The sequence below is a fragment of the Zavarzinia aquatilis genome (genome assembly GCF_003173035.1).
In the GTDB taxonomy this organism is placed as follows: domain Bacteria; phylum Pseudomonadota; class Alphaproteobacteria; order Zavarziniales; family Zavarziniaceae; genus Zavarzinia; species Zavarzinia aquatilis.
Window position 1 is genome coordinate 185,400 of record NZ_QGLE01000002.1, and the last position, 18,858, is coordinate 204,257.

Consider the following 18,858-nt stretch of genomic DNA (forward strand, 5'->3'; position numbering starts at 1 on the left):
GCGGTAACTTCTGATGTTGCATTCAGTACCGACATGACGTCATGATGCCCGTCAGCAAGAAAAAGAAAAGCGCCAGCTGCGAATCACGTCGAACACATCGGCGACCTGCTGGCGGGGGAGAAATTCGGCGGCCCAACAAAAAGAAAAGGCCACCGGAACAACCGAGGGGATAAAAAAACAACCCCCGGTGATCGGTTGAAGGCACGCTGGGGAGGGTGTCGGCAATCGGCAGGGACTATGGGATGGACCCCGGGAATGGGCGGTCCGGCGACACTCCGCGCCGGGCCGCTTTTTTTTGGCCGAAAGCCCCCTCGCCCGCCTTAGGCCGCGACCGGCATCGGCCCCGTTTCGCCCCCGGCGTTCATCAGGCCCGACGCGTGATAAAGCGCGGGCGTGCCGACATTCAGCTGGCGGCGCACCTCGTCGAGCGGCAGCGGCAGCAGGGCTTCCCAGTCGGCGCCGGGCAGGAAGGTGGCGGCGCGGCCGATCTTCCACGCCTGCCAGGCCATGCGCGCGACGGGCTGACCCGGCAATTCCTTGCGGAACTTGCCGATGCCGCCGAGGATCACCAGCAGGATGCCGGGATTGCCGGAAACGCCGTGGGTGAAGGACAGCACGCAAACCTCGCCCATGCCGTCGCGGCCGAACTGACCGACGACGTGGTAGAGATCGTGGGAATCGCGCAGGCGCTCGCCAAAGCGGCGCATCAGGGGATCGACCTCCTCGCGCTCGCCATAACCTTCGTCGCTGGCGGCGACGAGACCGTCGGCCGTCAGTTGCTCGCGCTCGACGAAGCCGAGATAGGCGCGGCCGAGGCTGCCGTCGGGCAGGCTGGCAAGATAGGCCCGGTCGGACAGCACGTCGCATAGGGTACGCGGCCGCTCGAGCAGGGCAAGGGCATGGGGCAGGCGACGAAAGCGGTGATAGAGCGCCTCGAAGGCGGGACCGCCCAGGGCGTCGATGATGCGGAAGACCTGAGCGGTATCTTCCTTGTCGCGCAACAGGATGCGCAGGGCCCGCAGCGCCTCGAGCGGGCGATAGCGGCGATTGCCCGCCAGCTTGCCGATCCCGGCCTTTTCCTCACCCTTTACCGCCATGGTCATAGCCCCGGTCTTATTTTTCGTGTAACAGAAACCTATAGTCGGTTGACATAATTGTCAATTCGCGGGGCGATTCGGGATCGCGGCGGGGAGAGCGGCATGGCAGCGGTCATCGGGAGCAAGCGCATCCGGCGCACGTCGGAAGAAGCCCGGCGCCAGATCCTCGACGCGGCGGAAGCCCGCCTGACCAACCTCGGCCCCGAAGGCTTGCGGCTGCAGGATATCGGCCGCGACGTCGGCCTGTCCCATTCCGCCATCCTGCACCATTTCGAGAGTCGCGACGGCCTGGTGAAGGCGCTGTCGATCCGGGCAACCGAACAGCTGCGCGCCGACGTTCTGGCCGCGCTGGCGACACCGGCGGGCAAGACGCCGGACGCGACCCAGGTCATGCAGAAAGTCTTCGAGGTTCTGTCCGAGCGCGGCTATGCCCGCCTCGCCGCCTGGCTGACGCTGGAGCATGACGGCGGCAATCAGGGTTTCTCGCAACAGATGATCGCGGAGCTGATCCGCGTCATTCACAGCATCCGGATGGAACATCACGCGACGGCGGGCGTCGCCCCGCCGTCAGAGGAAGATACGTCCAATATCGTGCTGCTGGTCGCGACCGTCGCCTACGGCGACGGCATCATGGGCCACGCCCTGCGCGGGGCGGCAAGGCGGCCCGACGACCCGGTTGCGCGCAAGGATTTCCGCCTGTGGTTCGGCCATCTGATCCAGGCCCATATGGACAGCTATTTCCCGCCCAAGGACGCTGCCCGGCCAAAGGCCTAACATGGAAACGGGGCGCCCGTTGGGGCCGCCCCGTTTTTCACCATTCGCGCCTGTGTGACTTGGGTCTGCAGCTTGGCTCAGACCAGTCCGACGACCAGCGCCATCAGAAAGGTGAAGACGACACCGGTGAGAAGATGATTGGCGGTCATTGACCTTCTTTCCTTTCTCGTCGGTGAGGTGGCTTCATCGTTACTTAGAAATCCGTCACTGAAAACCCGAATTCGTCGCTGCGCCGCAATGCTGCCCGGGCCTTACCACGGCACTTCGTTTCCGTACAGATTCAGGAACTTGCCGTTATCTCTTGAGGTCAGACCTTCGATGGTGCGGTGCATGGCCGAGACAGATTCTTCGATCGACAGCGGTGCCTCGGCCCCACCCATCGCCGTCCGCACCCAGCCGGGGTCGAGGGTGACGACACAGAGTCCCCGCGAAACGACATCGCGCGAGAGCGAGCGCATGGCCATGCTCGCCGCCGCCTTGGACGAGCGGTAGATATAGTCCCCGCCCGAGCTGTTGTTGGTGATCGAAGCCATGCCGCTGGTGATGGTGACGATCCGCCCCCGCCCCCGGGCTAGCGGATCGAGCAGCGCCTCGGCGACGTAATAGGGGCACATGGCGTTCACCCGGAAGGCGTCCAGCCAGGCGTCGGCGTCGATGGGGCCGAGGTCTTGCGCCTGCGGTCCCCAGATGCCGGCATTGTTGATCACAAGGTCCAGCCGCGCCTCGGCGAAACGGGTGCGCAGGGTGGCGATGGCCTTGCGGTCGGTGATTTCCAGCTCGTGCGCGGTGATGCCGGACACGGATTCGAGATCGCCCGCCTGCCGCGCCACGGCGTGAACCTGCCAGCCCGCCCGGGCATAGGTCTCGGCCAGCCCGCGGCCGAGGCCCCGGCTGGCGCCTGTGATCAACATGGTCTTCGGCATCGCCCTCTCCCTCGCTTCAATCTCGCGGCCGGCCGAAGCCGCCGCCGCCCGGTGTCTCGATCTCGATGGCATCGCCGGGCGCGACCGCGACCTCGGCGCAAGGCCCCAGCAACTCCACCGTCCCATCCACCCGCAGGCAGCGGTTGATCCCGGGCGCGCCCGCATCGCCGCCGTCGAGGCCGAAGGGCGGTACCTCCCGCCGGTTCGACAGAATGGCCGCGGTCATCGCCTCAAGGAAGCGAATCCGGCGAATGACGCCATCGCCGCCCCGGTGGCACCCGGCCCCGCCGGAGCCGCGACGGATGCCGAAAGCCTCCACCCGCACCGGGAAGCGCCATTCCAGCACCTCGGGATCGGTCAGGCGGGAATTGGTCATATGGGTGTGGACGGCATCGCAGCCGTCGAAATCGGGGCCGGCCCCGGCACCGCCGCAGATCGTCTCGTAATATTGATAGCGGTCGTTGCCGAAGGTGAAATTGTTCATCGTGCCCTGCGCCGCCGCCATCACGCCGAGGGCGCCATAAAGCGCGTCGCACAGCGCCTGGCTGGTCTCGACATTGCCGGCGACGACCGCCGCCGGATAGACCGGCCGCAGCATCGAGCCTTCCCCGGCGATGATGTCGAGCGGTTCGAGACAGCCCTGGTTCAGCGGAATGTCATCGTCGACCAGGGTGCGGAAGACATAGAGCACGGCGGCCTTCACCACGGCGAAGGGGGCATTGAAATTGCTGGGCACTTGCGCCGAGGTGCCGGTGAAATCGACCCGCGCCCGCCGCGCCGCCCGATCGACCGTGACCGCGACATGGATCACGGCGCCATTGTCGAGCCGGCAGGTGAATTCGCCGTCCGACAGGCGGTCGATCACCCGGCGCACCGCTTCCGCCGCATTATCCTGCACATGGCGCATATAGGCGTGGACGGTGGCGAGGCCATAAGTCCCGACCATCGCCAGCAATTCCTGCGCGCCCTTCTCGCAGGCGGCGATCTGCGCTTTCAGGTCGGCGACATTCTGCGCCGGATTGCGCGCGGGGTAAGGCCCGGACGAGAGCAGCGCCACCACCTCGTCCTCGAGGAAGCGGCCCTTCGCGAGCAGGGGCAGATTGTCGATCAGCACGCCTTCCTCGATCACGCTCGTCGAATGGGGCGGCATGGAGCCGGGCGTGATGCCGCCGATATCGGCCTGATGCCCGCGCGCCGCGACGTAAAAGATCACATCGCGGCCCGCCCGGTCGAACACTGGCACGATCACGGTCACATCCGGCAGATGGGTGCCGCCGTTATAGGGCGCGTTCAGCATGAAGGCGTCGCCCGGCTGCATGGTGGCGCGGTGACCGCGGATCACCGTCTCGACCGATTCCGACATGCTGCCGAGATGGACCGGCATATGCGGTGCATTGGCGACGAGGCCGCCCTTGCCGTCGAACACAGCGCAGGAAAAGTCGAGCCTTTCCTTGATGTTCACCGAATGCGCGGTCTTCTCCAGCGTCAGGCCCATCTGTTCCGCGATCGACATGAAGAGGTTGTTGAACACCTCCAGCATCACCGGATCGCGGCCGGTGCCGATGTCGCGCCGCGCCGCCTCGCCCGTGCGGTCAAGGAACAGGGTGCCGTTGCCGTGCATCCGCGCCCGCCAGCCCGGTTCGACCACCACGGTCGAATGGGCCTCGACCAGGATCGCGGGGCCGTCGACGATATCGCCGGCGAGCAGGCCCGACCGCTCGACCACCGCCGCGTCGTGGAACCCGCCCCGACTGAAGATGCGCGCCGTCTCCGCCACGTCGACGGTGCTGCCGTCGGCACGAGTTGGCAGAACGGGTTCGGCGACGGCGCTGCCGCCTCCCGCCGCCTCGACCGAGATCGCCTCGACGATCAGGCGCCGGTTGCCGGAAATGAAGCCGAAGCGGGCACGATGCGCCGCCTCGAACGCCGCCCTGATGGCGTCCGGCGTGCCATGGGCCACAATGAGGGCGGTATCCGTTCCCTCGTAACGCAGGTGGATACGCCTGTGCAGGGCGATGGCGTCCCGCGCGATGCCCTGACCCGCGACCTCGTCGATCGCATCCGCGCCGAGGGCATCGAGGCGGGCCTCTGCAGCGGCGAGGCCGGCGGCGTCCAGCACCGCCTCCACCGCCTCTTCCCGCGTCGCCGCGATATCGGCGAGGCCCATGCCATAGGCGGACAGCAGCCCCGCCATCGGGTGCAACATCACGCGGCCCATGCCCAGCGCCTCGGCGACCAGACAGGCGTGCTGCCCCCCGGCACCGCCGAAACATTGCAGCGTGTAGGTCGTCACGTCGTGGCCGCGCTGCACCGAGATCTTCTTGATCGCATTGGCCATGTTCTCGACCGCGATGGCGACGAAACCGTCGGCCATGGCCTCGGCCGTCGTGGGCTTGCCGGTCGCGGCGGAAACCTCGGCCGCCAGCGCCTCGAACTTCGCCCGCACAGCAAAGGCGTCCAGCGGCTGATCGGCGCCCGGACCGAAGACGGCGGGGAAACGGTGCGGCAGCAACTTGCCCAGCAGCACATTGGCGTCGGTCACCGTCAGCGGCCCGCCCCGGCGATAGGCGCAGGGGCCCGGATTGGCCCCGGCGCTTTCAGGGCCGACCCGCAGGCGCGCGCCGTCGAAGCCGAGAATGGAGCCGCCGCCCGCGGCGACGGTGTGGATTGCCATCATGGGCGCGCGGATGCGGACGCCCGCCACCAGGGTCTCGAAGGCGCGCTCGAAGCTGCCGGCGTAATGGCAGACGTCGGTCGAAGTGCCGCCCATGTCGAAACCGATGATCCGCCCCTCCCCCACCTGCGCCGCGGTGCGGACGGCGCCGACGACACCGCCGGCCGGTCCGGACAGGATGGCGTCCTTGCCCTGAAACAGATGGGCGTCGGTCAACCCGCCGGAGGACTGCATGAACATCAGCCGGCTGTCGCCCAGCGCCGCCGCCACCCTGTCGACATAGCGCCGCAGGATGGGCGAGAGATAGGCATCGACCACCGTGGTATCGCCGCGCCCGATCAGTTTCATCAGGGGGCTGGCGCCATGGCCGGTCGAGACCTGGGTGAAGCCGATCGCCCGCGCCAGCGCCGCCAGCGCCCGCTCGTGCGCGGGAAAGCGATAGCCGTGCAGCAGCACGATGGCGATCGAGCGGATGCCGGCCTCGAAAGCCGCCTGCAATCCCGCCCGCGCGCCTTCGAGGTCGAGGGGATGCAGCACCTCGCCCCGGGCCGACACGCGCTCGTCGATCTCCACCACCTGTTCGTGGAGGAGTTCCGGCAGGCGGATGTCGAGGGCGAAGATATCGGGCCGGTTCTGATAGGCGATGCGCAGGGCATCGGCGAAGCCGCGGGTGATCGCCAGCACCACCCGCTCGCCCTTCCGCTCGAGGAGGGCGTTGGTCGCGACCGTGGTGCCCATCTTCACGGCATTGACCGGGCCGGGCAGGCTCGCGCGCAGGCGGCGCACGCCCTCGACCGCGGCATCCTCGTAATGTTCCGGATTCTCGGACAGCAGCTTTTCCGTGACGATGACGCCGTCCGGGCGGCGGGCCACGATATCGGTGAAAGTGCCGCCGCGGTCGATCCAGAAATCCCAGGTGCTCATATGCCCTCTTGTCTTCCCTGCCCAAGGCTTCACACCATGGCGGCGGTTCACGAGTCAATCACGGGTCGGGCAGGACAGCCATGAGCATCTGGGGCAAGATCATCGGCAGCGCGGCGGGCTTCGCCCTCGGGGGGCCGATCGGGGCTCTGCTGGGCGGGCTGGCCGGCCATGCGGTCGACACGCTGGCAGGAGGTCTGCCTGGCGCCCCGCGCGAGGCTGCCGGCCGGGAACAGACAAGGCGCGTCGCCTTCACCGTCGGCGTCATCGTGCTGGGCGCCAAGATGGCCAAGGCTGACGGCACGGTGACCCGGGACGAGATCAAGGCCTTCCGCGAAGTCTTCCATGTGCCCGAGAGCGAGGTCGGCCAGGTCGCCCGCATCTTCGACCGCGCCAAAGAAGACGCCGCCGGCTTCGAGCCCTATGCCGCGCAGATCCGCGCCGTGATGGGTGACGACCGGACCGTGCTCGAGGAATTGCTGGACGGGCTGTTCCACATCGCCAAGGCGGATGCGGTCGTCCATCAGGCCGAGCTGGATTTCCTGATCGCGGTCGCCCGCATCTTCGGATTCTCCGACACGGAATTCGCCGCGATCCGCGCCGCCCACCTCGGCCCCGACCGGGGCGACCCCTACACGGTGCTGGGTGTCACCCGCGACCTCGACGAGGCTGCGCTGAAGGCCGCCTATCGCAAGCTGGTGCGCGAGCATCACCCGGACATGCTGGTCGCCAAGGGCATGCCCGAGGAATTCATCCAGATCGCGACCGAGCGCCTGGCCAAGATCAACGCCGCCTGGGAACAGGTGAAGAAGGAGCGGGGCATCGCCTGACGCCCCGTTTCCCGTAAACCGTCAGTCGTAGGCGCTGGTCTCGCCGCCGGTCGCGCCGGTCTGCACCTCGATGAGGCGCAAGGGAAGCTCGCCCGGATTGTCGATCACCCGCTTGTCGCCCACCGGGATATGCACGGCCTGACCGGCCAGCACGGTCTGGCTTTCCGCGCCGGTGCCGATGACCGCCGTGCCGCCGACCACGATCCAGTATTCGGGAATACGCAGGCGGCTCTGCAGCACGAGGCGGCCGCCCGGCTTCACCGTGATTCGCTTCACGCTATAGCCGTCGCCCGCGTCCAGCGCCTCGAAGGCGCCCCAGGGCCGCAGGGTCTCGCGGTGATGGCTGGCCTCGCTGCGGCCGCCCTTCTCCAGCTTGCCGACGAGCTGCTTCACATGTTCCGAATAATCGCGCGAGACGACGAGGACCGCGTCCTTGGTCGTCGCCACGATGACATTCTCGAGCCCGCCGACCACGGTCAGCTTGTCCGGGGAATAGACGAAGCAGTTGCGGCTGTCGGCGACGATGCCGTCGCCGACCACGGCACAGCCGTTCTCGTCGGCGGGGGAGACGCCCTGCACCGCCGACCAGGTGCCGACGTCGGACCAGTCGAAGCGGGCGGCGATCACGGCGGCGCGCGCCGTCCGCTCCATCACCGCGTAGTCGACCGAAATCTTGGGCGCCTGGCCGAAGGCTTCGGGGTCGAGCAGCACAAAATCGAAATCGCGCGCGGCCTTGGCCACCGCGGCATCGGCCGCCGCCAGCACGGCGGGCTGGAAGGCGGCGAGTTCGGACAGGAAGACATCGGCGCGATAGGCGAAATTGCCCGAATTCCACAACAGGCCTTCGGCGACATAGCGTTTCGCGGTCTCGAGGTCCGGCTTTTCGACGAAGGCGCCGATTTCGTGGACCTTGCCGCCCAGCAGCGGCCGGCCCGGCCTGATATAGCCGTAACCCGTCGCGGGCGACGTCGGCTTCAGGCCGAAGCAGACGAGCAGGCCCTGCCCCGCCGCCTCGACCGCGAGGGCGACATCGGCGAGGAAGACATCCGTATCGGGAATCGCATGGTCGGCGGCGACGACGACCATGGTCGCGGCCGGATCGCGGCGGACGGCGAAGGCAGCGGCGGCGGCGATGGCGGCGCAGGAATCGCGGCCGAAGGGCTCGAGCAGGATATCCGCCTCCACCCCGATCAGGCGCAGCTGTTCGGCGACCAGGAAGCGATAGGCGGCATTGGTGACGATCAGCGGCCGGCCGATGCCGGCGACCCTGGCGACAGCCTGCTGGAACAGCGAGGTCTCGTCGGCGAAGGTCAAGAACTGCTTGGGGTAGCTGCTGCGCGAGGCGGGCCACAGCCGCGAGCCAGAACCGCCGCACAAAACGACGGGAACGATAGTCGACATCAAATCCTCCACCCCTTGGAAATGCTTAAGCGAACCGGACCCGCCGCTCAGGGCCCTCCTCCCGTTCGGCGCATCCTTTTTCCGGCCGTCCGGCAACGGCGGGAAGCCCCTGTTTGACCACGGCGGGGCGGCAGAGACAATGCCCCGAATAGGTCTAACGAATCCATCTCCCCTCGCTGTGGACAGCAGGCTAGGCTGCGTTAATATCCGCCCGCTTTTCCAGGAGACCGAACAGCCATGGCGACCGAAGCGCCCGAGACGAAGAAAGTCGACACCCCCATCGTGGCCTGCGACGGCGGCGAAGGCGCCCTGGGGCATCCGCGCGTCTATCTGAACATGGAAGGCCGGGGCGAGGTGCAGTGTCCCTATTGCGGCAAGCTCTACATCCTCGAGGGCGATTCGCACGCTCATGCCCACTGAGACGGGCGCGGCGGCCGGGGGCGAGCATCTCTATCTCGTCGACGGCTCGGGCTATATCTTCCGGGCCTACCATGCCCTGCCGCCCCTGACCCGGGCCGACGGCACGCCGGTCAACGCCGTGCTGGGCTTCGCCAACATCATGGCGCGCTTCCTCGCCGATCTCGACAATGGCGACCGGCCGACCCATCTCGCCGTCGTCTTCGATGCCGGCCGGCGGACCTTCCGCAACGATATCTATCCCCAATACAAGGCCCACCGGCCCCCGGCGCCGGAAGACCTGATCCCGCAGTTCGCCCTGATCCGCGAGGCGACGGCGGCCTTCAACGTCCCCGCGCTCGAACTCGAAGGCTATGAGGCGGACGACATCATCGCCACCCTGGCCGCCACCGCCAAGGCGCGCGGCGCCCGCTGCACCATCGTCTCCTCGGACAAGGACCTGATGCAGCTGGTCGGCGGCGGCGTCGACATGATGGATCCGGTGAAGATCCGCTCGATCGGCCCGGATCAGGTGATCGAGAAATTCGGCGTGCCGCCCGAGAAGGTGGTCGACGTCCAGGCCCTGATGGGCGATCCGACCGACAATGTGCCGGGCGTGCCCGGCATCGGCCAGAAGACCGCGGCCGAGCTGATCAATACCTATGGCGATCTCGACACGCTGCTGGCGCGGACGGGCGAGATCAAGCAGCCGAAACGGCGCGAGAATCTGGAGACCCACGCCGACCTCGCCCGGATCAGCCGCGAGCTGGTCCGCCTGAAGGCCGACGTGCCGATGGACACGGGCTTCGACGACCTGCGCATCCGCGCCATCGACAGCGCCAAGCTGCTGCCTTTCCTCGAAGAAAACGATTTCCGCAGCCTGCGCAACAAGCTGGGCAGCCGGCTGGCCGCCCCCCTCGCCGGCACCGCCGCCCGCGCCGCCGACGCGGCCGCCGTCGCGGCCAAGCCGGCCGAGGCCCCGGCGGCGCCCGGCACCACGGCTTACGAGACGGTAACCGATCTTGCCGCGCTGAAACGCTGGATCGCGCGGGCGCGCGCCGCCGGCATCGTCGCCTTCGACACGGAAACCACCTCGCTCGACGCCATGCAGGCGGAGCTGGTCGGTTTCTCCCTCAGCATCGAGGCGGGCAAGGCGGCCTATGTCCCCTTGCGCCACCGGGCGCGCGGCGGCCTTGCCCTCGACGGCGAGGTCGCGGCGCAGATCCCGGTCGCGGACGCGCTCGACGCGTTGAAGCCGCTCCTTGAAGCGGACGATGTGCTGAAGGTCGGGCAGAACCTGAAATACGACATGCTGGTGCTGCGCCAGCACGGCATCGCCATCGCGCCCTTCGATGACACGATGCTGATCTCCTACGCCCTCGAGGGCGGCGCCCACGGCCATGGCATGGACGAGTTGGCCAGCCTGCACCTCGGCCACCAGACGGTGAAATACGACGAGGTGACGGGCACCGGCAAGGATCGCATCGGCTTCGACGAGGTCGGCCTCGCCGAGGCGACGCGCTACGCCGCCGAGGATGCCGATATCACCTTGCGCCTCCATCAGGCCCTGAAACCCCGCCTGTTCCGGGAAAGGGTGCTGACGGTCTACGAAACGCTGGAGCGGCCACTGTCGCCCGTCCTCGTCGACATGGAAGCGGCCGGCATCCTGGTCGACCGGGCCGAACTCGCCCGCCTGTCGGCCGATTTCGCCGCCCGCATGGCCGAGATGGAGGCTGAAATCCACCAGCTCGCCGGGCGCAGCTTCAATGTCGGCAGCCCCAAGCAGCTGGGCGAGATTCTGTTCGACGAGATGAAGTTGCCGGGCGGCAAGCGCATGAAGACCGGCGCCTGGGGCACTGGCGCCGATGTGCTGGAAGAACTGGCCGGCCAGGGTCATGCCCTGCCGCAGAAAATCCTCGACTGGCGCCAGCTCGCCAAGCTGAAATCGACCTATACCGACGCGCTGCAGGCCCAGATCAACCCGAAGACCGGCCGGGTCCATACGTCCTACGCCATGGCCTCGACCTCCACCGGGCGCCTGTCGTCGACCGATCCCAACCTGCAGAACATCCCGATCCGCACCGAGGAAGGCCGCAAGATCCGCCGCGCCTTCGTCGCCGCGCCGGGCACCGTGCTGATGTCCGCCGACTACAGCCAGATCGAATTGCGCCTGCTCGCCCATATCGCCGACATCGGCGCCCTGAAGGACGCCTTCGCCAGGGGCATCGACATTCACGCCATGACCGCGTCCGAAGTCTTCGGCATTCCGGTCGAAGGCATGGACCCGATGATCCGGCGCCGGGCCAAGGCGATCAATTTCGGCATCATCTACGGCATCTCGGCCTTCGGTCTCGCCAATCAGCTGGGCATCCCGCAGGGCGAGGCCGGCGCCTACATCAAACGCTATTTCGAGCGTTTCCCCGGCATCCGCGCCTATATGGACGCGATGAAGGAACTGGCGCACCGGCAGGGCTTCGTCGGCACGATCTTCGGCCGCAAATGCCATGTCCCCGGCATCAACGACAAGAGCGCGGCGCGCCGCGCCTTCATGGAACGGGCCGCGATCAACGCCCCGATCCAGGGCTCCGCCGCCGACATCATGCGCCGCGCCATGATCCGGATGCCGGACGCCCTGCGCGAGGCCGGCCTCGCGGCGAAGATGCTGCTGCAGGTCCACGACGAACTGGTGTTCGAAGTGCCCGACGCCGAGGTCGCGGCAACCAAAGCCGTCGTCGTCCGCGTCATGCAGGGCGCCGCCTTGCCCGCCGTCGACATATCCGTTCCCCTCGTCGTCGAAGCCGGCACCGGTCATTCCTGGGCCGAGGCGCATTAAGAGCGGAATCGCGATCACGCGTTTCCACTCATGGCGCCTTGACTTCAATCGCGGCGTTCAGCCTGCTGGACTGCCCCGCCCCATTGGTCGCAACGATATCCCAGGTGCCCGTCGCCATGTCGGCCGGCGGATCGAATGAGAAGGCCACCTCGCCGGGTGCGGCCGAGACGACGGTCGCCGGCAGTCGCAAACTGCCATTGGCGAGGTTCAGTTCCGTGACCCCGTCCAGAAATTCGCCGAGCAGACGCCCCCTGGCCTTGCCGCTACCGGGGGCGAAGGCCTTGGGCTCCACCGACTGGACCTGCGGCACCGCGTCTTTCTTGCCCTCCTCGGGCAGCAGGGGCCGGTTCTTTCCTTCGCCTCCCGACCTGGAGCCGAAATAGAAGCTGGATATCGACGTGACGAGGGTGCCGACGAGCACCAGGACCTGCTTGGCGAAATCATTGCCCTCGGGCGTCACGCCCAATTTGATCCAGACATTCTGGAATCCGCTCCTGCCCGGAACATCCACCGCGACAATGTAACCTTCTGGGAATCGCGCCTTCAGCGTCTCGACGGACGCGGACGCGACTTCACCCAGGGCGGAGAACTGGCCGGACGATATGCTGCCATAGAGATAAATCGCCAGAATGGCGAAGAGCACAACCAGCATCAGCGCGATCACGGCACGGATCGACCCTTCAGGCAGGGCCAGAGCCTGTGACTTGTCCTGGAGATTATAGGCCGCGTAAAGCACGGACATCACGCCGAGCAGGCAGAGCATCAGGGCGACTGCGGCGATGGCCAGCATCGGCAAGCCGACCGCGGCCGACACATCCTTGAACATCAGCACCCCGGCGCTCACCACCAGGATCGTGAAGATCAAGGCGATCAATCCGGCAAGGACCTTTCCACTTTGTGTTAAAACCCCTTCACCTTTCATCGCAGACCTCCCCCCATGCTGTGGATGACGGCCCCCAGACCACCGCCGTCCCGGCGATAGGGCACGACGAACTCGCGCGTGCCATCCCCATCGAGATCGACGACCATGAACGGCCCGCTCGCGATATTTTGAGTTTCCGACGCGGTCAGTGGCGCTTGCCCGGCGGCGGACTCGCTCTCCGCCCTCTCCGACATGCGGCCGCATCCGAGGCGAACCGGCATCCCGCCGCTGCCCACCCGCCAGAATGACCACTCCAGGGTCAGCCCGGGTCCCTCGTCCGGCCAGGTCACCCGGGAGAAATAGATCGTGCTTTCTCCCCGCTCGGTAACGACGACCGGCGGCCGGATCAGCCATGACGCATCGAGGCCGGAAAAGATCGCGGCGTCATCCAGCGGCTCGACGAGGATTCCTTTGTCGCGATCCACCGCCTCGGGCGCAGGCAGCGGCCAGCGGTCGAGATGGAAGTCGCTGTCCTTCGTAACGAAAGCCGCCATGACCGGATGGTCCGTATGGCGTCCCAGCAGGAAGGCCGGGTCATGCCCCTGCGTGAACCCCTTCAGCCGCAGGTAGCCCTCGGTTCCGCCGGTCAGTCCATGGCCATCGCTCCGCGGAACGACCGCGAGCCGACGCAAGATCGTCTCGTGCTTGAAATCTTTGGCGGAGCGGAACCACATCAGCGACGGCTTCGCCGCGCCCGGCCACTGGCTCGCGATCGGCATCGCGACGAAATTGCCGTAACGGAGTTCCTCATTGAATTTGCTGACGTCCTCCTCCGCCTTGCTGAAACTATCCCGGGCAATGAGCTGATCCTGCCTCTGGACGCCGAAGGTGTGCTTCAGGTCGATGTCGAACAGGGCAAAACACAGGGCGTTACCACCGGCATTGCAGCCGTGCTGCGGCCTCGCCATGAAACGCAGCACGTCCCCATCGGCGAAGACGCCGGGCACGGGCAGGAGTTCGGACAGATTGGGGTCAGCTTCGGTCAGGTCGCTATATCCGACCTTGAGATCGAGCAAAGGGGCACGCACCTTCCTGCAATCCGCCTGGGGCCGTCGTCCACCGAGGCAGGCCCAGTCCGCTGTGGTCGCCCGTCCCGGGGCGATGCCCACCAGTTGCCCTTTGGTCGACAACAAAGTCTCGCGGCGCCACCAGATCAGCCAATCCTCGCCATTGCCGGCGCGCATGACGAGGGGGGCGGTGGTCAGGAAATTCGGATTGCCGTCGAGTTCGTAACTGACGCGGGCCTTCCCCAGGGGTCCGGTGGCGCTCAGGGAATAGATGTCGACGATCATGCCCGATGGCCGGACCCAGAAATCGTACAGCGCCTTTGGCGTCGGGCCGTCGGCCGGGGCATCGGCGATCCGATAGATGTGATAACTCGCCGATTTCAACGGATAGGGATCGTAGTCGAAATAGCTCGACCCCACTTCGTGCGGGCCGCGATCGGGCGGAAGTTCGGCCGTGCGAAAGGCACCGCTGCCCCCGAAAGTAACACCCAGCGACATGAGCCGCGCCCGATTCAGGCACGCTTGCCATTCGGGTCCCTGATTGTCGACCTCCTCTTTACTCACGATAAAGACACATTGCTTCAGTGCCTGGTCCAGCAGTGCGCGATCGCAATCGGCTTGCGTGTAGTCGTAGGTCGCCGCCCCATGCCTGTAGCAATAATCGTGTGTCACGCAGGCTTGGCGCATTTCCAGGACCAACGGCTGTCCCTTTGCGCCAGGAGGAAGCACCAGGGCGGACGCCAGCCAGGGGACCGAGCAGTCGATACCTTCCCCACGACCGCCAATGACCTGCACATCGTCACTGGAATAGGGCCGATCTCCGCTGGTTTGGGGGGGCTCCCTCACATCCGGGGGCTTGGCAGTGGACATGATGATGCCCGCGCCGCTCAGGGCCAACGGCTCCGCGAAGATCAGCCCGGCAACGAGGGTCAGGATGACCGCGCCGCCGATCACCGCCGTGGCCACACGGATACACCGCCAGAGCCTTCGCAAAATGGCCATGGCCACGCTGAAACATCGCTGGACCGCCTGCGGAATGACCATTTGCCACCATTGGTTTATAATTATATCTGAAATAAATTATATCGAATCAAAACACATTAAACACAACCATGAATTTACATTTGCTCAGCCGCATCCCGCCCTTCCATCCCCGTCCCCCGCCTGAAAAGACCTGCTGGCGTCGCTTTTCCGAACGGCCTACCCTCGATCCAAAAGAACAATCGGCCATAAAGACCGATTGGGGGGGAGGAACGTCATGGCGACGCATTACCGGGCCTGCCATCTGTGCGAGGCGATCTGCGGGCTGGAAATCACGGTCGAGGACGGCAAGGTCACGGGTATCCGCGGCGACAGGGCCGATGTGCTGTCCCATGGCCATATCTGCCCCAAGGGCGTCGCGCTCAAGGACCTGCATGAAGACCCGGAGCGCCTGCGCCATCCGGTGAAGCGCGTCGGCGACGACTTCGTCGAGATTTCCTGGGACGAGGCGTTCGAGACCGTGGGCACCCGCCTCGCCGAGATCGCCAGGGTCCATGGCCGTGACGCCATCGGTGCCTATCTCGGCAACCCGACGGTTCATTCCGTCGGGATGCTGACCGGGGGCGGGCCGCTGCTGCGCCTGCTCAAGACCAAGTCGGTCTATTCCGCGACCTCGGTCGACCAGTTGCCGCACCAGTTGATGGCCTATTGGATGTATGGCCATCAGAACTACCTGTTCATTCCCGATATCGACCGTACCGATTTCCTGCTGGTCTTCGGCGGCAACCCGATGGCTTCCAACGGCAGCCTGATGACCGTGCCCGACTTCCCCGGCCGGCTGGCCGCGCTGAAGGCCCGGGGCGGGCGCATGGTCGTGGTCGATCCGCGCCGCACCGAAACCGCCCGCGTCGCCGACGACCACCATTTCATCCGCCCTGGAACCGATGCCCTGGTGCTGCTGGCCATGATCCATGTCCTCTTCGCGGAAGGACTGGCCGATGCCGGGCGGCTGGCGGTGTTCACCGCCGGTCTCGACGCCGTGCGGGCGGCGGTCGAGCCCTTCACCCCCGAATTCGCCGAAGACGGCAGCGGCCTTCCGGCGGCGACCATCCGGCGTCTCGCCCGCGATCTCGCCGCCGCGCCCCGCGCCGCCCTCTATGGCCGCATGGGCACCTCGACACAGGCTTTCGGCACCCTGTGCCAATGGGCGATCCAGCTCCTGAACCTGCTGACCGGCAATCTCGACACGGAGGGCGGCACGCTGCTGTCGCATCCCGCGATCGAGGCCGGCATGGCGCCCCGCGCGGCCGGCGGCTTCGCCCGCTGGACCAGCCGGGTGCGAGCCTTGCCCGAATTCGCCGGCAGCCTGCCGGTCGCGGCGCTGGCCGAGGAAATCGAGACCGGGGGACCGGGTCAGATCCGCGCCCTGCTGACCGTCGCCGGCAATCCCGTTTCCTCGACCCCGAACGGCCGTCGGCTCGATGCCGCCTTCGAGCGGCTGGAGTTCATGGTCAGCGTCGATTTCTTCGTCAACGAGACGACGCGCCACGCCGACATCATCCTGCCGCCCTGCTCGCCGCTGGAGCGGGGGCACTACGATCTCGCCTTCCTGACCCTCGCCGTGCGCAATGTCGCGCGCTGGTCCGATCCGCTGTTCGAGAAGCCGGAAGGCGCCCTGCACGATTGGGAAGTGCTGGCGGGCATCGCCGAGGCCTTCGCCGCCGCCACGGGGCAGGACGCGCCCCACATGATGTCGCCGGAAATGCTGGTCGACATGGGCCTGCAGGTCGGCCCTTACGACCTCGACCTCGGGAGGCTGCGGGCGGCGCCCCATGGCGTCGACCTCGGCCCCTTGCGCCCGTCCCTGCCCGAAAGGCTGCTGACCGCCAGCGGCCGGATCGAGGCGGCGCCGGCCGGCTGCCTCGCCGATCTGCCGCGCCTGATGGCGGCGGCGGGGGAGCGCCACGCCCTCGTCCTGATCGGGCGGCGCCACGTCCGCTCGAACAATTCGTGGATGAACAACAGCCAGCGCCTGATCAAGGGACCGATCCGCAACCGCCTGCAGATGCACCCCGCCGACATGGAATTGCGCCAGATCCGCAGCGGCCAGACCGTCGCCATCACCAGCCGCATCGGCGAAGTGCGGATCGAAGTCGAGGCGAGTGAGGATGTGATGCCGGGCGTCGTCTGCCTGCCCCATGGCTGGGGTCAGGGGACGCGCGACGGCGTCCGCCTGTCCGTGGCCAAGGGGGCCGGCGGCGTCTCCTTCAACGACCTCTCGGACGAGGCGCTGCTCGACGCCGCCAGCGGCAACGCGGTGCTGAACGGAATGCCGGTCGAGGTCCGCGCGGTCGCTTAAGGCGCGAGGCCGTCGACGGTGCGCACCAGCTGGACGAATTCCGCGCGGTAACCTTCGGGGTCGCGACCGCGCGCGCCGTCGGCCAGATTGGCGATCTCGTCCCACGACAGGTCGGCGACCTGGCTGGCCCCCGCCAGTTTCTGAGCATAGGCGGCGACGGCGGCCTGGAATCGCTGATCCTCGCTCGCCTGCGCGAGGCTCGAAACTTCGTCCCGGCTCGTCACCGGGCGCTCGATCAGGCGGCTGGTGCTGTTGCCCGGCAGCTTGTAGCGGATGCGCAGCAGGGCGAATTCGTCGCCATGCTTGCGCACCGGCAGCGGCCCGGCGAAACCGTAACGCAAGGGGTCGATGGCGGTGCGGCCGCCCGCCGGCACGATCTCATAGATCGCGGTCACCGAAGCGCCCGAGCCGACGTCGCCGGCATCGACCTTGTCGTCATTGAAATCCTCCCGCGCGAGGGCGCGGGTCTCGTAACCGATCAGGCGATATTGCGAGACCCGGGCGGGATTGAATTCGACCTGGAACTTCACGTCGTCGGCGACGGGGATCAGGGTCGAGGCGGCTTCCTCCCGCAACACCTTGCGTCCCTCCAGCGCGGTATCGACGTAATAGGCATTGCCGTTGCCCTTCTGGGCGATGGCCTGCATCAGCAGATCGTTCATGTTGCCGACGCCGACGCCGATGACGGAGAGATAGATCCCCTTCTTCTTCTGCCCCTCGACGAAATCGGCGAGCGTCGACGGATCGGTGTTGCCGACGTTGAAATCACCGTCGGTCGCGAGGATGACCCGGTTCACCGCGCCCCGGGCGTAGTGGCGGCGAACGAGATCATAGGCTTCCTTCAGCCCCGCGCCCCCGGCGGTGGAGCCACCGGCGGAAAGTCCGTCGATGGTGTCGATGATCTCGTCCTTGTCCGAGGTCGGCTCCAGCTTCACCTCGGCCGCGCCGGCATAGACGACGATGCCGACCTTGTCGCCCGGCCGCAGGTCGCGGGCGAAATCGCGCAGCGACGACTTGACCAGATCGAGCCGGTCAGGCCCCGCCATCGAGCCCGAGACGTCGATGACGAGCACGAGGTTGAGGGGCGGCCGCGCCCCGGCCTCGAGGCTCATCGCCTTGATCGAGACGGTCATCAGCTTCGCCTCGGCATTCCACGGCGCCGGCATGATGCCAACGCGGGCCGAGAAGGGCTGATCCCGGTCCTGAACCGCCGGCAGCTCGTAGGGGAAGTAATTCACCATCTCCTCGACCCGCACCGCTTCGGCCGGCGGCAACATGCCCTGGCGCAGGAAGCGCCGGGCGACCGCGTAGGACGCGGTGTCGACATCGGCGGCGAAGGTCGAGACCGGTTCCTCCGTCACCAGCTTCACCGGATTGGCCGTTGCCTCCGGGAAACGGTCGCCTGCGGGCTGGGGCATGGGCGCCAGGGTGGCGGGTCTCGATGCCATGGATGCGACGGAAGGCGCGGCAGCCCTATCGTACTGCACCCCCGCGCTCCCGACGGTAGCTTCCCCCACCGTCGAGGGACTACATCCCCAGAGGCCGCCAGCCAGCGACAGGGGCAAAACCAGCGCCGGGACGAACCCGGACTTCATCGGCGACATGATGCAATCTCCCATGGAAAGGCGAAGATCACCTTTCGCAGGGATTGAGGCGGAGACCCGGATAAAGCGCGGCGGATTTGCGGCAACAGTGGTCGAGACGTTCTTAACCCCTGACTGTTATCCTGATGCAACAGTG

The 18,858-nt window shown here is 66.9% G+C and carries 12 protein-coding genes; 5 read left to right on the forward strand and 7 right to left on the reverse strand.

Annotated elements, in window-relative coordinates:
* Positions 1–320 precede the first annotated feature (320 nt).
* Positions 321–1,097 (reverse strand): Coq4 family protein, encoded by a 777-nt coding sequence (locus tag DKG74_RS04375; RefSeq protein ID WP_165837528.1) that lies wholly within the window; start codon positions 1,095–1,097, stop codon positions 321–323.
* A 102-nt stretch (positions 1,098–1,199) separates the two neighbouring features.
* Here DKG74_RS04375 and DKG74_RS04380 point away from each other — a divergent pair, with 102 nt between their 5' ends.
* Positions 1,200–1,871: a TetR/AcrR family transcriptional regulator gene (locus DKG74_RS04380; RefSeq protein ID WP_109903029.1), complete on the forward strand. Its 672-nt coding sequence runs from the start codon at positions 1,200–1,202 to the stop codon at positions 1,869–1,871.
* 251 nt (positions 1,872–2,122) lie between these two features.
* Here DKG74_RS04380 and DKG74_RS04385 read toward each other — a convergent pair whose 3' ends face one another.
* Together DKG74_RS04385 and DKG74_RS04390 are read right to left on the reverse strand one after the other, a co-directional pair.
* The gene (locus tag DKG74_RS04385; protein WP_165837529.1) at positions 2,123–2,794 is read right to left on the reverse strand and encodes an SDR family oxidoreductase; all 672 of its coding nucleotides are present in this window, start codon (positions 2,792–2,794) and stop codon (positions 2,123–2,125) included.
* Between the two features lie 16 nt (positions 2,795–2,810).
* Positions 2,811–6,392, reverse strand: coding sequence for a hydantoinase B/oxoprolinase family protein (locus tag DKG74_RS04390; RefSeq protein WP_109903033.1), 3,582 nt, complete (start codon positions 6,390–6,392; stop codon positions 2,811–2,813).
* 80 nt (positions 6,393–6,472) lie between these two features.
* On the opposite strand from DKG74_RS04390, the gene DKG74_RS04395 reads away from it, so the two are divergent.
* Positions 6,473–7,219: a TerB family tellurite resistance protein gene (locus DKG74_RS04395; protein ID WP_109903035.1), complete on the forward strand. Its 747-nt coding sequence runs from the start codon at positions 6,473–6,475 to the stop codon at positions 7,217–7,219.
* Between the two features lie 21 nt (positions 7,220–7,240).
* Here the strand turns inward: DKG74_RS04395 and DKG74_RS04400 are convergent, their stop codons facing one another.
* Positions 7,241–8,620, reverse strand: a complete 1,380-nt coding sequence (locus tag DKG74_RS04400; RefSeq protein ID WP_109903037.1) for a mannose-1-phosphate guanylyltransferase/mannose-6-phosphate isomerase — start codon at positions 8,618–8,620, stop codon at positions 7,241–7,243.
* Positions 8,621–8,857: 237 nt separating this feature from the next.
* Between DKG74_RS04400 and DKG74_RS04405 the strand changes: the two genes are divergently transcribed.
* Together DKG74_RS04405 and polA are read left to right on the forward strand one after the other, a co-directional pair.
* A complete protein-coding gene (locus tag DKG74_RS04405; protein WP_109903039.1) occupies positions 8,858–9,040 on the forward strand; it encodes a zinc-finger domain-containing protein in 183 nt (60 codons plus the stop codon).
* Positions 9,030–11,849, forward strand: a complete 2,820-nt coding sequence (polA, locus tag DKG74_RS04410; RefSeq protein ID WP_109903041.1) for a DNA polymerase I — start codon at positions 9,030–9,032, stop codon at positions 11,847–11,849. Before DKG74_RS04405 ends, polA begins: the two co-directional genes overlap by 11 nt.
* Positions 11,850–11,877: 28 nt before the next feature.
* Here polA and DKG74_RS04415 read toward each other — a convergent pair whose 3' ends face one another.
* Complete coding sequence (locus tag DKG74_RS04415; RefSeq protein ID WP_133251497.1) at positions 11,878–12,771, reverse strand: hypothetical protein; 894 nt, start codon at positions 12,769–12,771, stop codon at positions 11,878–11,880.
* Positions 12,768–14,744, reverse strand: coding sequence for a hypothetical protein (locus DKG74_RS04420; protein WP_109903045.1), 1,977 nt, complete (start codon positions 14,742–14,744; stop codon positions 12,768–12,770). The genes DKG74_RS04415 and DKG74_RS04420 overlap by 4 nt, the downstream gene beginning before the upstream one ends.
* A 292-nt stretch (positions 14,745–15,036) precedes the next feature.
* On the opposite strand from DKG74_RS04420, the gene DKG74_RS04425 reads away from it, so the two are divergent.
* Complete coding sequence (locus tag DKG74_RS04425; RefSeq protein WP_109903047.1) at positions 15,037–17,118, forward strand: molybdopterin-dependent oxidoreductase; 2,082 nt, start codon at positions 15,037–15,039, stop codon at positions 17,116–17,118.
* Here the strand turns inward: DKG74_RS04425 and DKG74_RS04430 are convergent.
* A complete protein-coding gene (locus tag DKG74_RS04430) occupies positions 17,115–18,566 on the reverse strand; it encodes a vWA domain-containing protein (protein WP_165837530.1) in 1,452 nt (483 codons plus the stop codon). The two genes, DKG74_RS04425 and DKG74_RS04430, sit on opposite strands and share 4 nt — an antisense overlap.
* Positions 18,567–18,858: the final 292 nt, after the last annotated feature.